Source organism: Variovorax sp. 10L426 (assembly GCF_056395305.1).
This window is the reverse complement of the sequence record NZ_JBFTJF010000001.1, coordinates 201,002-215,526: the sequence shown is the minus strand read 5'-3', so window position 1 is coordinate 215,526 and position 14,525 is coordinate 201,002. Positions and strand designations below refer to the sequence as shown.

The following is a 14,525-nucleotide window of genomic DNA, read 5'->3' as shown; positions in this document are numbered from 1 at the left end:
GTGCCAGTGCGAGGGTCATGAAGCCGCAGCGACTACGGCATCAGCTTGTTCACGACGGTGCGCTCGAGACCATGCTTCTCGTAAGGCGGATAGCGCACGCCAGGGTCGACACTGCTGCTGTGATGGAGCACGCCGCGGGCGTTGGTGAAGGCCTCGAAACCCCATCGTCCGTGGTACTTGCCCATGCCGGAGTTGCCCACGCCACCGAACGGGAGTTCCGGAAAAAGCGGATGGATGGTGCAGTCGTTCACTTCCGCGTCGCCGGAGCGCGTGGCCGACAGGATCTTGTCGGCCACATGCTTGTCCTCGGCGAATATGTAGAGACCGAGCGGGCTCGGACGGCTGTTGACCCATTCAATGACCGCCTCGACCGAGTCGATCTCGAGCACGGGCAGGATCGGTCCGAAGACTTCTTCCTTCATGATCGGAGAGTCGATTGCAACGTCCACCAGCACGGTCGGCGCAATGTACAGCTCATCAGGGTCGGACTGACCGCCGGCGACCGCCTTGCCGCTCCCAAGCAGGCCGGCGAGGCGATCGAAACTGCGGCGGTTGATGACGCGTCCATAGTCCGGGCTCTGCTTCGGGTCATCGCCGTAGAACTCGCGGATCGTGTCCTTCATGTGCTGCACGAATTCGTCCTTGACTTCCGGCCATGCCAGCACGTGATCGGGCGCGGTGCAGATCTGGCCCGAATTCAGGAAGCGCCCATAGGCAATGCGCCGCGCGGCCGATTTCAGGTTGGCCGACGAATGGACGATGGTGGGGCTCTTGCCGCCGAGCTCGAGCACGCACGGCGTCAGGTTTTTGGCCGCGGCCTGATGGATGATCTTGCCGACCGGCGGACTGCCGGTGAAGAAGATCATGTCCCACTTCTGCGCAAGGAGTGCCGTGGTCTCGGGCACGGCGCCTTCGACGACCGCGACCGCGCGCGGGTCGAAGTACTTCGGCACCAGGCGCGCCGCGGCGGCCGCGCAGTGCGTGGCGATCTCGGAGGGCTTCAGCACGGCCGTGTTACCTGCGGCCAGTGCAGCCACCAGCGGCCCGAAGACGAGCATGAAAGGTTCGTTCCACGCGCCGATGATCAGCGCGACGCCCAAGGGGTCGCGATTCACCCGGATGTAGCCGGGCTCGAACACCAGCGGCATCGGTTCGTGAATCGGCTTCATCCAGGTGTCGATGTGCTCGAGCGCGTAGGCGGCCTCCTTCGCGCAATAGTCGACGTCCATCAGGTCGGCGTCGTTCGGGTTGCGCCTCAGGTCTTTCCAGAGCGCGTCGCACAGTTCGTCGTGATGGTCGGTGAACAAGGCCTTGACCGCTTCCAGCTGGGTCTTGCGCCACGCCGCGGGTCGGGTATGGCCTTCCAGGAAGAAGGCTCTCTGGCTGGCGACGAGTGGGGCGAAGTCGGGAGATGACATGTTGATGGGCTCCTGTTGCAGATAGGCGAGAGACCGGCGCCGCCATCGAAGGTCGACATCGAAGGTCGACATCGTCGAACCGCGCATACGACGGGTCAATCCCGGTGGCCACGGGTGAGTGCATCAAATCGCGAGGCATCACGTACGTGTCAGTAGGTGGCCCCCGGGATGTGCCGTCGGCACATTCGAATCGAAAATCCAGGCAAGCCAGCCCTTGGGCCATTCGCCATGTCAATACCGATTCCCTCCGAAGCGACGGTTGCACCTGAACCGCCGGCGGCGCCGTTGGATTCAGCGACCGTTGTCGCCACCCGCGCCGCCAAGGCGCAGAGGCAGGACATGACGCACCTCGTGCTGGCCTTGATGAAGCCTTATCACGCCTGGCTGGTGATCGTGCTGATCGCGATGCTGATCGAAGTCCTGATGAGCCTGGCGGCACCCTGGCCGCTCAAGCTGGTGCTCGACGACGCGCTCGGCAAGCACCATTTGCCGTCGTGGCTGGAATGGGCGCACCAGCTTGGCATTGGCCGCCACACCCTCGGCGTCGCATTGTTCGCCGGTATCGCGACCCTGGTGATCGCGGTCATCGGCGGCATCGCGACCTACATCGACAACTACTACACCGCCAGCATCGGCCAGTGGGTCGCGAACGACCTGCGCCTGCGCATCTACGAGCACCTGCATCGGCTGTCCCTCGCGTTCTACGACAGCGCCAAGACAGGGACCTTGATGTCGACGATCACCAGCGATGTGGGGACGGTGCAGAACTTCGCTTCATCGTCGACGCTGGGCATCACCATCGACCTCCTGACCATCATCTTCATGTTGGGCTTGATGATCTGGCTGGACTGGGACTTCACGCTGATCGCGGTGGCGGTGATGCCCTTCCTGCTGCTGTTCGTGTTCCGCTTCAAGAAGGCGGTGAAGGAAGTCACGCGCGACGTTCGCGCGCGGCAGAGCGAGGTCGTCGCCGTCGTCCAGGAAGGCCTGGGCTCGGTGCGCGCGGTCAAGGCCTTTGGTCGCCAGGATCTCGAAGTGACCCACATGGAAGCCGCAAGCCACGCCACGGTCGAAACCGCGTTGCGGGCGCGCAAGGTCAAGTCGCTGTTGTCGCCGGTGGTTGCCGTCGTGGTTGCGTTCTGCACCGGCATCGTGCTTTGGAAAGGCACTTCGCTCATCATCGCCGGCACGATGACCGCGGGCGCGTTGACCGTGTATCTGGCCTATCTCAACAAGTTCTTCAAGCCGGTGAAGGACCTCGCCAGCATGGCCAGCACGATCGCGCAGACGACGGTGGCACTCGAGCGGATCCAGAAGATCCTCGGCGCCGACGAGGTCATCCATGAGCGACCCGACGCGGTCGATCCAGGTCGGGCCGAGGGCAAGATCACCTTCGAGCACGTGGCCTTCGGCTACGGTGCCGATGAGCCGCAGGTGCTGCGCGACGTCTCGTTCACCATCGAGCCCGGCCAGGTCGTGGGCATTGTCGGGCCTACCGGCAGCGGCAAGTCGACCGTGGTCAGCCTGATGCCGCGCTTCTACGATCCCACCGGCGGGCGCGTGCTGATCGACGGCCACGACATCAGCAAGTACAAGCTCGCCGCGCTGCGTTCGCAGATCGGCTTCGTGCTGCAGGAAACCGTGCTGTTCCGCGGCACCATCGCTGAAAACATCGCCTATGGAAAGCCGGGCGCCAGCAAGGAAGAAATCGTCGCCGCGGCCAAGCTTGCCAATGCCGATGAATTCATCAGCCGCATGCCCCACGGCTACGAATCGGTGGTGGGTGAGCGCGGCGACACCTTGTCCGGCGGGCAGCGCCAGCGCATCGGCATCGCGCGCGCGGTGATCCGCAACAGCCCGATCATGATTCTCGACGAGCCGACCGCCGCGCTCGACACCGAATCGGAGCGCCTCGTGATCGAGGGACTGACACGGCTGATGAAGGGGCGGACCGTGATCATGATCGCGCACCGGCTCAGCACCATTCGCGACGCCGACAAGATCATCGTCCTGAAGGACGGCGTCGTCGTCGAAGAAGGATCCAATGACGAACTGGTCGCGCTCGGCGGCGTGTACGCCGAACTGCACCGCATCCAATACGAATCCGAGCCGTCCACCGTTGCCGTATCCGCATGAGGCCCACCATGTCGCACAAATTGATTGTCCTGCCCGACGATACGGCGAAGCCCATCCTCGATGCGATCAACGCGGCGAAGATCGCGCTGAACATCCGGATGTTCCTGTTCACCGACGAGACGCTGCTCCAGGCAGTCATTGCTGCCAAACAACGCGGCGTCAAGGTCCGCGTGATGCTGAACCCGGCGCGCCGCAGCGGCGAAAGCGAGAACGAGGAATCACGCGACAAGCTGGTCGCCGCAGGCATCGAGGTGCGCGACAGCAATCCGAAGTTCAGCCTGACCCACCAGAAGTCGATGGTGGTCGACCATCAGACCGGCTTCGTCGAGTCGCTGAACTGGGAACCGAGGGACTTGACCGAGACGCGCGACTACGCGGTCATCACCACCCACGACCTCGAGACGCGCGAAATGGTCGCCTGCTTCGACGCCGACTGGGCGCACGAGGACTTCGCGCCTCACGCCGAGTCGCGGCTGATCTGGTGCCCTGACAACGGCCGTGAGCGCGTGGCCGCTTTCGTCGATTCGGCACAAAGCACGCTCTGGGTGCAGAACGAACGCTACCAGGACATGGTGATCATCGAACGACTGGTGCGCGCGGCCGTGCGCGGAGTGAAGGTCCACATCCTGACCAAGCCACCCCATTCGCTGAAGGTCGACAAGCTGATCGAGGGCGTCGGCGGCCTTCGGATCCTTCAGGATGTCGGCGTCAAGGTGCACACGATGAAGCATCTGAAGCTGCACGCGAAGATGATGCTGGCCGACGGCAAGCGTGCCATCGTCGGGTCGATCAACCTGGCGCCCGGCAGCTTCGATGGCCGGCGCGAACTGGCGATCGAGACCGACGATCCCGGCACCGTGCAACGGCTGGAGGAAACCGCGCTGCGCGACTGGGAGTCCTCGCACAAGATCGATCTCAGCGATGCAGGTCTGCTGCAGGATCTCAAGAAGCGCGAACTCGATCCGAGTCATCTCGTGCTCGACGGAAGCTCGAGCCAGCCAAAGAAGCACAAGGGCAAAGGCTGAAGGCTGAACTCGATGAAGGTGCGCACTTGCGCTCGCGCGGTCCTCGCGGCCGCGGCGTGGCTCTCGCTGGCCAGCACCGCGCTTGCAGCCGCTCCTGCGGAGTTCGCCATTCGCTGGGACCCGGCCGAGGGCGGGCCGAAGACGATCGAAGAGGTGGCCGACTTGCTTCAGCTGCCTAGCGGGAAACACAAGGCTTTCAAGGTCCGGTATTTCTCGATCAAGCAGCCTTCCGATGCGGCCGGTGGGTACACCGCCATCGTCCGGCAGCGGTCCTCCGGGCATGCGCACGAATCCATGTACAAGGAACGAAGCGCCCAACCGTTCCCGGGTGCCGATGCGCTGGCTGGTTGGAAGTGCCCATTTCCGACCCAGGCGAGCGCGAAGGCCAAAAGTGAAGTCGATGTCGGTTGGACGGCCGACGGCGGAACGAGGAAGAGCTACTCGCTCAGCTGCCAGGTCGACGGCGAGGTCGAGCTCCTGTTGCCGGCGCGATTCAAGGCAAAGCCGCTCGGCTGCACCAGCCACGTGCTGCGCGCGCAGGCGAAAGGCATCAAGATCGAACGCTGGAGCCTGCCCAAGGGGGCGCTCTCCATCGAGGTGTCCTGGAATGGGGAGGACACCGCCGCCGACCTGGAGAAATTTGCGGGCCGGGTCGCGCGTCCGCTCATGGAGCGTGGCGTCAAGCCTCTGCACGAAAGCAAGACGGCGCTGGGCAGCGGTTGCTAGTGTCGGTGCGTGAGTTGGGTCGTCGTGCGCGCATTGGTACCAGTGAATTCAGCCAAGGAGAACGGTATGTCGTTCATGAGTGATCTTCTCGCCCAGCCAGCCAACTTGTCCATGGCATCGAAGTACTCGGTGATGAACGGCTATATCTACCTCGGGGCCGGAGGCCTGCTCGTTGTGTGGCCGGGCGCGGTGCAGACGCTCTTGTTCGATCCTCCTTTCGTTGGAAACGAAGGAGCGCTCTTCCGAGTACTCGGGATGACGGTCGCCGTCATCGGCTGGCTCTATGTGTTCGGTGGTCGTTCCGGGGGGCGAAATTTCGGCCCCGCTTCCGTGCTCGACCGGGTGATCCTCGTTCCATTGGTGCTCGTGCCGTTGGTGATCGCTGGCATATTTCCACATACGTTTGGAGCCTTTGCGATTCTTGACCCCGCCCTCGGCATGGGTGCCTGGATGCTCCACAGTCGCAGAACGTGACTGCGCCAACTCCTTCGGGTGTGAGACCTGCGTCGTCGCGCACCATGGGCACGCTTCGCCGAGCGTTAGCATCGGCGCTCCATTGCCTCGAGCCATCCCAGCATGAACGACTTCACCCGCCTGCCAGGCCACCGATTCCTGCATTCTCCCGGCCCGACCCGGGTGCCCGACGAGGTCCTGCACGCCATGAGCCGCCAGCCGATGGATCTGGGCGACCCGCGCCTTGACCGATGCATAGCGTCTTGTGAGACCGGACTGAAGCGCCTGCTCGGAACCGAGCAATCAGAGGTGTACCTTTATGCCGCGAACGGCCACGGCGCCTGGGAGGCGGTGATCGCCAATCTGATAGCGCCGGGGCAGGCGGTGCTGGTGGCCGGCACCGGGCACTTCTCGGAATCCTGGGCACTGCAGACCGAAGGCATGGGCGGCCGCGTGATTCGCACGCCGTGGGTCGAAGGGTTGCCGATCGATCCGGCCGATGTCGAGGCTGCGCTGCGCAATGACGCGGAACATGAGATCGCCGCGGTCTTCGTCGTCCACACCGACACGGCCAGCGGCATCACCAGCGATCTGGCCGCGTTGCGAGCGGCGATCGATCGAAGCGGACATCCGGCGCTCCTGGTGGTCGACGTGGTCGCATCGCTCGCGGCCGCACCGTTCGCGATGGATGCGTTGCGCATCAATGTCGCGCTCGGCGCCAGCCAGAAGGGGCTGATGGTGCCACCGGGGCTCGCATTCGTCGCGGTCGATGCGCAAGCGATGGAAGTCTCTCACCGCAATCCAGCGCCTCGCTTCTATTGGGACTGGCGGCGGCGGCAAAGCCCGCAGTCGTATCGCAAGTTCTGCGGCACGCCGCCGCAGAGCCTGCTGGCCGGCCTGGAGGCATCGCTGGAGTTGATCTTCCGCGAAGGCCTTGACGAAGTCATCGCGCGTCACCGACGCATCGCTGACGCGGTGCATGCGGCGGTCGATTGCTGGAGCGAGGCGGGTGCGCTGCGCTACTTTGCCCGCACGCCGGCATCGCGCTCGGTGTCCGTCACAACCATCGCAGTCGAGCCAGGCATCGACCCGGAAGCGATGCGCGGCGTCGCGCGCGAGCGTTTCCAGGTCGCGATCGCTGGTGGTTTGGGTCCGCTCTCGGGCCGCGCGTTCCGCATTGGCCATCTGGGCGACATGAACCCGGCAATGATCCTCGGCTGCCTCGCAGGTGTCGAGGCGGCGATGACGGTACAGGGCATTCCTTTCGGCCGTGGAGGCATGGAGCGCGCCGTCGCCAGCCTGGCCTCGGATACGCTGGCCCTTCCTCACCAAAATTGAGGATGCTTTTCCATGGGCACAGGCAAGAAACTCCGGGATCAACAAGAACAAGAGGAATCCCGGATGGAATCGATGCACTGGTTGTTCGTGTCCGCCTTCATCGCGTTTGCTGCCGGTCTCGGGTGGCTTTTCGTCATTCGCCCCGTGTACCGCGTGTGGGGCTCGCTGAACGACCGGATGGCCGATCAAGTCACTCAGTCCGCCGAACTGCTGAGGGATTGCGGTGCGGGTGGATCCGCGCCCGGGCGGCTCTCGACGATTCGCTGATACTTCGCGGGCGGGTCATGCCTTTTGTTGTGCGGGCACGTGGCGCGCCAGCTCGATGAAGGCCTTCAGGTAGTCCACTTCCAGGTCGGACTCGCGTGCTCCGAGAAAGATTTGCTTGGCGATCCCATGGCGGCCGAGCCGGACAGGAACGATCTCCAGCTTTCCCGCGTACTCCTCGACCAACCAACGGGGGAGGGCCGCCACGCCGCGGCCGCTGGCCACCATCTGCAGCATGATGTCCGTCGTCTCGATGGTCTTGTGGCGCCTGGGAGTGATGCCGGCCGGCATCAGGAATTGGTTGTAGACGTCGAGCCGTTCGGCCGCCACCGGATAGGTGATCAGGACCTCCGATGTCAGTTGCCTCGGCTTGACATAGGGGGCTGACGCCAGCGGATGGCTGGCACCGACCACCAGGACCTGTTCATAGTCGAACACCGGCTCGAAGCGCAGACCCGGCTTGAACAGCGGGTCGGGCGTTACCAGCAGGTCGATCTCGAAACCGAACAGCGCGCCGATGCCGCCGAACTGGAATTTCTGCTTGACGTCGACATCGACGTCGGGCCACCCGGCCAGATACGGCGCCACCACCTTGAGCAGCCACTGGTAGCAGGGGTGGCACTCCATGCCGATGCGCAGCGTGCCGCGCTCGCCCTGGGCGTATTGCCGGAGACGCTCTTCCGCGACGTCGAGCTGAGGCAGAACCCGGTTGGCCACGGCGAGCAAATATTCGCCGGCCTGCGTGGGCCGAAGGCTGCGGCCTTCACGATGCCAGATCGCAGTGCCCAGCTGCTGCTCGAGTTTCTTCATCGCATGGCTCAGGGCCGACTGGGTGAGGCAAAGCGTGGCCGAAGCTGCGGTGAGGGAGCCTTGCCTGGCGACTTCCTGCACGATGGACAGATGAATTCGCTCCAGCATTTGGTATGAATGAAATTAATCGATCGTTGAAATAAGACCATTTTACTTCATGGACCTCGGAGCCTAGGATCGCGTCTTCCCGCAATCCGAAGCATTCGAAGCAGTCTCATGGTCCATACGCACAGTCTTGGTTTTCCCCGCATCGGCGCGAAGCGCGAACTCAAGTTCGCGCTTGAATCCTATTGGAAGGGCACATCGTCACGCGACGAGCTGAAAGCCTTGGGCGCACAGATGCGCCAGCGTCACTGGCAGCACCAAGCCGGCCTCGATCTCGCCCCGGTCGGCGATTTCGCCTTCTATGACCAGGTGCTGGACATGAGCTTCACGCTGGGCAATCTGCCCGAGCGCGTGCGGGGGTTCCACGGCGACGCGCTCGACAACTATTTCCGGGTCGCTCGCGGACGCTCGGCGCAAGGCACCGACGACCACAGCGCATGCTGCGGTGGGGTCGCCGCCGGCGAGATGACCAAGTGGTTCGACACCAACTACCACTACATCGTGCCGGAGTTCACTGCGCAGACCGAGTTCCAACTCGATGCCGCCCGCCTGCTTGAACAACTGGCAGAAGCCAAGGCACAAGGCGTCAAGGCCAAGCCAGTGATCATCGGGCCCGTCACCTACCTGGCCATCGGCAAGGCGAAGGACGGATCGGACAAGCTGGCCCTGCTGCCGCGCCTTCTCACGGTCTACGCCGACTTGCTCGCCACGCTCGCTGCGCAGGGCGTCGAATGGGTGCAGATCGACGAGCCTTTGCTGGTCACCGAGCTCGATGCCGACTGGCAGCATGCCTTCAACGTCGCCTATCACCAACTCAAGGGCGGTCGGATCAAGCTGCTGCTGGCTACTTACTTCGGAGAGTTGCTGGACAACCGCTATCTCGCGGTCAACCTGCCAGTGGCAGGTCTGCACATCGACGCGATCAATGGGCGCGACGACGTGAAGCCATTGCTGAACCTGTTGCCATCCCACAAGGTACTGTCGCTGGGCGTGATCGATGGCCGCAACATCTGGAAGACCGATCTGACCGCGGTCCTTGACTGGATCGAGCCGATCGCGCAGCAGTTGGGCGACCGTTTGTGGATTGCCCCATCGTGTTCGCTGCTGCATGTGCCTGTCGACTTGGCAAGCGAGCAGAAGCTCGACCCGGAAGTCAAGCCATGGCTTGCCTATGCACTGCAGAAGCTGGACGAACTGAAGGTGCTGTCGACAGCCCTCAATCAGGGCCGCGATGCAGTCAAGGATGCGCTGGCAGCCAACCATGCCGCCATCGCGACGCGTCGCTCTTCGCCGCGCGTCAACAACCCGGCGGTCAAGGCAGCGATGGCCCGGCTCGATGCAAAGCTTGGACAGCGCAAGAGCGGTTACGCACAACGTGCCCCGCTGCAAGCGGCCCGGCTGAAGCTTCCCGCCTTCCCGACCACCACCATCGGATCGTTTCCGCAGACCGCGGAGATCCGTCAGGCGCGGAGCCAGTTCAAGGCCGGTGAACTCGATGAAGCGGCCTACAAGGCCGCGATGCAGGCGGAAATAGCCCGCAGCGTGCGCGAGCAGGAGGCGTTGGGCCTGGATGTGCTGGTGCATGGCGAAGCCGAGCGCAACGACATGGTCGAGTACTTCGGCGAGCAACTCGATGGCTATGCCTTCAGCCAATTCGGCTGGGTCCAATCCTATGGCTCGCGGTGCGTGAAGCCGCCGATCCTGTTCGGCGACATCATGCGCCCCAGGGCGATGACGGTGGAGTGGATCCGCTATGCGCAGTCGCTGACCGACAAGCCGGTGAAGGGCATGCTGACCGGACCGGTCACGATCCTGAACTGGTCCTTCGTGCGCGACGACCAGCCGCGCTCGGTGTCCTGCAAGCAATTGGCGCTCGCCATCCGCGAGGAAGTGCTCGATCTGGAGAAGGCCGGCGTGCGCGTGATCCAGATCGACGAGGCAGCCTTGCGCGAAGGCCTGCCGTTGCGCAAGGCGCAGTGGAAGGCATATCTCGACTGGGCCGTCGAGTCCTTCCGCATCACCGCCAACGGCGTGGACGACGAGACGCAGATTCACACGCACATGTGCTATTCGGAATTCAACGACATCATCGCGTCGATCGCCGACATGGATGCGGACGTCATCACGATCGAGACCTCGCGCTCGGACATGGAGTTGCTCGATGCATTCGACAATTTCAACTACCCGAACGAAATCGGACCCGGCGTCTACGACATCCACTCGCCCAACATTCCGACGCAGGCGCACATCGTGCAACTGATGAGGAAGGCCGCCGAGCGCATTCCGGCCGAGCGGCTGTGGGTGAATCCGGACTGCGGATTGAAGACGCGCCAGTGGGCGGAAGTGATTCCCGCGCTGACCCACATGGTGGAAGCCGCCAGGACCCTGCGCGCGACAGCCTGAGCGACCACGGCCGACGAGGTCTCGATCTAGGAGGCCGGCGGCGTGCTGCAACGTCTTGCGCAAGACTTCTTTGCATCTGCACAATCTGCCTGATGCCACACGCTCCACAGATCAAGGTCCCCGCCACGTCCATGCGCGGCGGCACCAGCAAGGGCGTCTTCTTCCGCCCTCAAGACGTGCCTGGCGACAATTATTGAATCTCAAAGGAATCTCGAATGTCCACCCGCAAACAACTCAAGACCCTGGCCGAAGCCCGCCGTGGCGTGATCGTGCCCGGCGCGTTCAACGCGCTGTCGGCCAAGGTCATCGAAGACCTCGGCTACGAAGCCATCTACGTCACCGGAGCCGGCGTCACCAACATGTGGTTCGGCATGCCGGACCAGGGCTTCATGGGCCTGCACGAGATCGCCGACCACACGGCGCGCATTCGCGATGCGGTGAGCGTGCCGCTGATCGTCGACGCGGACACCGGCTTCGGCAACGCATTGAACGTGCGTCACACAGTGCGCGTGCTCGAGCGTGCCGGCGCCGATTGCATTCAGCTCGAAGACCAGGTCGCCCCCAAGCGCTGCGGGCATTTCTCGGGCAAGGAAGTCATTTCGACCGAGGAGGCGGTCAGCAAGATCAAGGCGGCGGTCGATGCCCGGCACGACCCGGACTTTCTCATCCTGGCGCGCACCGACGCCTGCGCGATGCAAGGCTTCGAAGCTGCCGTCGAGCGCGCCCGGAAGTTCGCCGAGGCCGGTGCAGACATCCTGTTCGTCGAAGCCGTGACCACGGCCGAGGAGATCTGCGCATTGCCCCAGCGGCTGGCCAAGCCTCAACTGATGAACATGGTGATCGGTGGCCGGACGCCGATCTTCGGTGCCGAGGAACTGGGCGGACTGGGCTACGGCATCGTGCTGTATGCCAACGCTGCGCTGCAAGGCGCCGTGGCTGGCATGCAAAAGGCGCTGGCGGTGCTGCGCGACACCAGGCGCATCGACGAGGACCCGGCGCTGGTGACACCGTTCGCTGAACGCCAGCGCCTGGTCGGCAAGCCCGAGTGGGATGCGCTGGAAAAGCGCTACACCTGAGCTGTACTCCCGCCTTGCGATCGCCGACCTGAAGGCCGGCAAGCCGATCTGGACCGCGCCCGTAAAGAGCAACACCGGCGCGGTGGTGCTGGACAAGGGCTACGGCAACTACGACCCGATCCTCGAGAAGATGGACTACCTGATCGAGGGTGTGGCCGGCACATTGGGGCAACCCTTTAAGACCGAACTATTCAAGTGTCTCCGATGCGACTCTCAGTCACATGCGCGGACTCCGGACTAGGGAAAACCTCGTCTATCCGCCATTGAGTGATCCATAGCATGAGCCGGCTTCCAACGCCAAAAACGGAGACAACCTATGAGGCTCTATCGAAAGGTGGCGGCTTGTGCCGCGGGCTCGACCTTGTGCGTCTTTCTGGTCGCCTGCGGCGGCGGTGGGGGAGGAGGGCTCCCCATTCCGACTGCGCAGCAAGTCCAAGTGCAGTCCCTGTCAACGCGGCCCGATATGGTTTCGGGCGGATCGGCATTGGTCGAGATCAAGTTGCCGTCGGGGGGCAAGACTTCCGCATTGAAAGTCTCACTCGGCTCTGCAGACGTGACGAGTGCGTTCAAGCAAACCCGTAGCGACGGACGGACCGTCGGCCTCGTGACGGGGCTCGCCAATGGCGACAACACACTCAAGGTGACGGCCACGGACGACTCGTTCCGCGGCGCGTCACTCAAGCTGACGAACCATCCGATCGGCGGTCCTGTGCTTTTGAGCACGCAGGTGATGCCGTGGGTTTGCGCGACGCCAGCGCCGACAGCCGCAACGGCGTCGTCTGCTGCGACCAATGCGAGTGGGCTCTCCACGACCGCGATCGATGCGCAATGCAATATCAAGACCGAGACCAAGCTGTTCTATCGAACACTCACTCCACTGAGCGTGGCCGCCAACGACGGCGGCTGCACGTTCTCGCAACTGCCAGATCCCTCACCGACGATCGCCAACCCGAATCCGACGACCCCAGCGACCTCCTGCCTGCAGCCCTACGTGCCGGGCACGACGCCGATGGCATCGGTCGCAACCACCACGCCGCTTGGGGCGACGGCACCAGTGCCCTATATCGTCAGGGTCGAGCGCGGCACGGTGAACCGCGGCATCTTCGACATCGCCGTGCTGTTCGATCCCACCAAGCCGTGGACTGCCAACGCGCCCCAGGCGCAGTGGACCGGCAAGGTTGTCTATTCCTTCGGCGCCAGCACGGGCCAGCCGCGCCTGCAGTTCCGCTCTGAACAGAATTGGGCGGACGACAGCGCGCTTTCCCGAGGGGTGATGGTCGTCGACAACAGCATGACCGATTCACTCTACAACTCGAGTCGCATCCTGGCCGGCGAGACCGTGATGATGATGAAGGAATACATCACCAAGTCCTACGGCGAGATCAAGTACACGATGGGGAACGGGTGTTCCGGCGGATCGATCGGGCAGAACACTGTGTCCTCGACATTCCCCGGTCTGCTCGACGGCATTCAGGTGCAATGCGACTTTTCCGATTCGATCACGACAGGCATCGAAGTGGCGGACTGCGTGCAGCTTGTGAATTTCTACGCCGGTAGTGCTTGGGGGACTCTCACGAGTAGTGAAGGCCTTACGCCGACACAGATCAACGCCAAGAAAACCGCCATCAATGGCCACATCGATCAAACGAGCTGCCAGTCCTGGGTCAACTCATTCGGATACAACAACAAGCCGGGCAACTACACGCCGAATCTCGTCAAAGCCGACGGTACTCTCGCGCCGTCGCCGAGTGGGCCAACCAACAATTGCAAGCTGCCGGCAAGCCAGGTCTACGACCTGTTGACGAATCCGACCGGGCCACGTTGCGGCGACCCCGATCTCGCAGTCGCGGTGTGGGGCCTCGCGCCGGGGACGACGCGCGCGAACCAGACGAACGACAACGTCGGCGTTCAGTACGGCCTGAAGGCGCTGCTCTCCGGCGCCATCAATGCCGAGGAATTCGTCACGCTGAACGAAGGGGTCGGCGGCAGCGACGCGGACTCCAATTTGACGACGTCCCGCTCGGTGGCGGATGCGGCTGCACTACCGATTGCCTACCAGAGTGGAATCCTGTCGAGCGGCGCGCAGTTGGCGAAGCTCCCGATCATCGATCTGCGGGGCTACGACGAAACCGGCATTCACTACATCTGGCGCAGCTTCGCCGAGCGCGACCGCCTCGACCAGGACGGCGGTGGTCATGCCAATCAGGTGATGTGGCGCTTCGGGACCGGCTTGGTTGCACCGGCACCGCTGACGCTCCAGTCCTTCCTGACCATGGACGCCTGGCTTTCCAGTCTGGTCACGGCCGCCCCGAAGGCCACGCTGAACAGCGAGCGCACACCGGCCCAGGTTCTCGCGTCCAAGCCGGCGGCGGCATTCGACTTCTGCTACCTGAGCACGGACACGACCTTCTCGACCAAGGTGACTGACCAGGCAACATGCGATGCGGACCCCAAGCTCGCGATCCACGCTTCGCCGCGGCAGGTCGCCGGTGGCCCGCGCGCGGAGAACATCCTGAAGTGCACGCTGAAGCCGCTGGATTTCAGCGACTACACCGGCATCACTTTCACGGGGTCGCAGCAGAGCCGTCTGCAGACGGTGTTCAGCACCGGCGTTTGCGACTACACGAAGCCGGGGGTCGGCCAGCAAGCGCCCGTCTCGCCGCGCACGTATGTGAACGGCCCGGGCGGCGTGCCGCTGCCGGCGGCCCCGCAGTCGACGCCGATCTAGTCTCTGCGTCCCATCCGGGTCGGCTTGCCGATCCGGATGGGCC

The 14,525-nt window shown here is 63.6% G+C and carries 12 protein-coding genes and 1 pseudogene; 11 read left to right on the top strand and 2 right to left on the bottom strand.

The window, feature by feature from the left end; translation table 11 throughout:
• Positions 1 to 32 precede the first annotated feature (32 nt).
• A complete protein-coding gene (locus AC1DHL_RS01150) occupies positions 33 to 1,418 on the bottom strand; it encodes an aldehyde dehydrogenase family protein (protein ID WP_478159930.1) in 1,386 nt (461 codons plus the stop codon).
• 285 nt (positions 1,419 to 1,703) lie between these two features.
• Between AC1DHL_RS01150 and AC1DHL_RS01145 the strand changes: the two genes are divergently transcribed.
• The 6 genes from AC1DHL_RS01145 (at position 1,704) to AC1DHL_RS01120 (ending at position 7,363) form a co-directional block, all read left to right on the top strand.
• A complete protein-coding gene (locus tag AC1DHL_RS01145) occupies positions 1,704 to 3,554 on the top strand; it encodes an ABC transporter ATP-binding protein (RefSeq protein ID WP_478159928.1) in 1,851 nt (616 codons plus the stop codon).
• Between the two features lie 8 nt (positions 3,555 to 3,562).
• Positions 3,563 to 4,579: a phospholipase D-like domain-containing protein gene (locus AC1DHL_RS01140; protein WP_478159926.1), complete on the top strand. Its 1,017-nt coding sequence runs from the start codon at positions 3,563 to 3,565 to the stop codon at positions 4,577 to 4,579.
• Positions 4,580 to 4,591: 12 nt separating this feature from the next.
• Positions 4,592 to 5,305, top strand: coding sequence for a hypothetical protein (locus tag AC1DHL_RS01135; protein ID WP_478159924.1), 714 nt, complete (start codon positions 4,592 to 4,594; stop codon positions 5,303 to 5,305).
• Positions 5,306 to 5,380: 75 nt separating this feature from the next.
• The gene (locus tag AC1DHL_RS01130; protein WP_478159922.1) at positions 5,381 to 5,779 is read left to right on the top strand and encodes a hypothetical protein; all 399 of its coding nucleotides are present in this window, start codon (positions 5,381 to 5,383) and stop codon (positions 5,777 to 5,779) included.
• Positions 5,780 to 5,881: 102 nt separating this feature from the next.
• Positions 5,882 to 7,096, top strand: coding sequence for a pyridoxal-phosphate-dependent aminotransferase family protein (locus AC1DHL_RS01125; RefSeq protein WP_478159920.1), 1,215 nt, complete (start codon positions 5,882 to 5,884; stop codon positions 7,094 to 7,096).
• Positions 7,097 to 7,108: 12 nt separating this feature from the next.
• Positions 7,109 to 7,363, top strand: a complete 255-nt coding sequence (locus AC1DHL_RS01120) for a hypothetical protein (protein WP_478159918.1) — start codon at positions 7,109 to 7,111, stop codon at positions 7,361 to 7,363.
• A gap of 15 nt (positions 7,364 to 7,378) precedes the next feature.
• Here the strand turns inward: AC1DHL_RS01120 and AC1DHL_RS01115 are convergent, their stop codons facing one another.
• Positions 7,379 to 8,278, bottom strand: coding sequence for a LysR family transcriptional regulator (locus AC1DHL_RS01115; RefSeq protein WP_478096363.1), 900 nt, complete (start codon positions 8,276 to 8,278; stop codon positions 7,379 to 7,381).
• 108 nt (positions 8,279 to 8,386) lie between these two features.
• On the opposite strand from AC1DHL_RS01115, the gene metE reads away from it, so the two are divergent.
• The 5 genes and pseudogenes from metE (at position 8,387) to AC1DHL_RS01090 (ending at position 14,482) form a co-directional block, all read left to right on the top strand.
• Positions 8,387 to 10,678, top strand: coding sequence for a 5-methyltetrahydropteroyltriglutamate--homocysteine S-methyltransferase (gene metE / locus AC1DHL_RS01110; RefSeq protein WP_478159916.1), 2,292 nt, complete (start codon positions 8,387 to 8,389; stop codon positions 10,676 to 10,678).
• Positions 10,679 to 10,770: 92 nt separating this feature from the next.
• Positions 10,771 to 10,860: pseudogene (locus tag AC1DHL_RS01105) on the top strand (PrpF domain-containing protein); the annotation flags it as partial.
• 33 nt (positions 10,861 to 10,893) lie between these two features.
• Positions 10,894 to 11,754, top strand: a complete 861-nt coding sequence (locus AC1DHL_RS01100; RefSeq protein WP_478159914.1) for an isocitrate lyase/PEP mutase family protein — start codon at positions 10,894 to 10,896, stop codon at positions 11,752 to 11,754.
• On the top strand, positions 11,729 to 11,995 hold the full coding sequence (locus AC1DHL_RS01095) for a hypothetical protein (RefSeq protein ID WP_478159912.1): 267 nt from the start codon (positions 11,729 to 11,731) through the stop codon (positions 11,993 to 11,995). The genes AC1DHL_RS01100 and AC1DHL_RS01095 overlap by 26 nt, the downstream gene beginning before the upstream one ends.
• Before the next feature lie 75 nt (positions 11,996 to 12,070).
• Positions 12,071 to 14,482 (top strand): DUF6351 family protein, encoded by a 2,412-nt coding sequence (locus AC1DHL_RS01090; protein ID WP_478159910.1) that lies wholly within the window; start codon positions 12,071 to 12,073, stop codon positions 14,480 to 14,482.
• Positions 14,483 to 14,525: the final 43 nt, after the last annotated feature.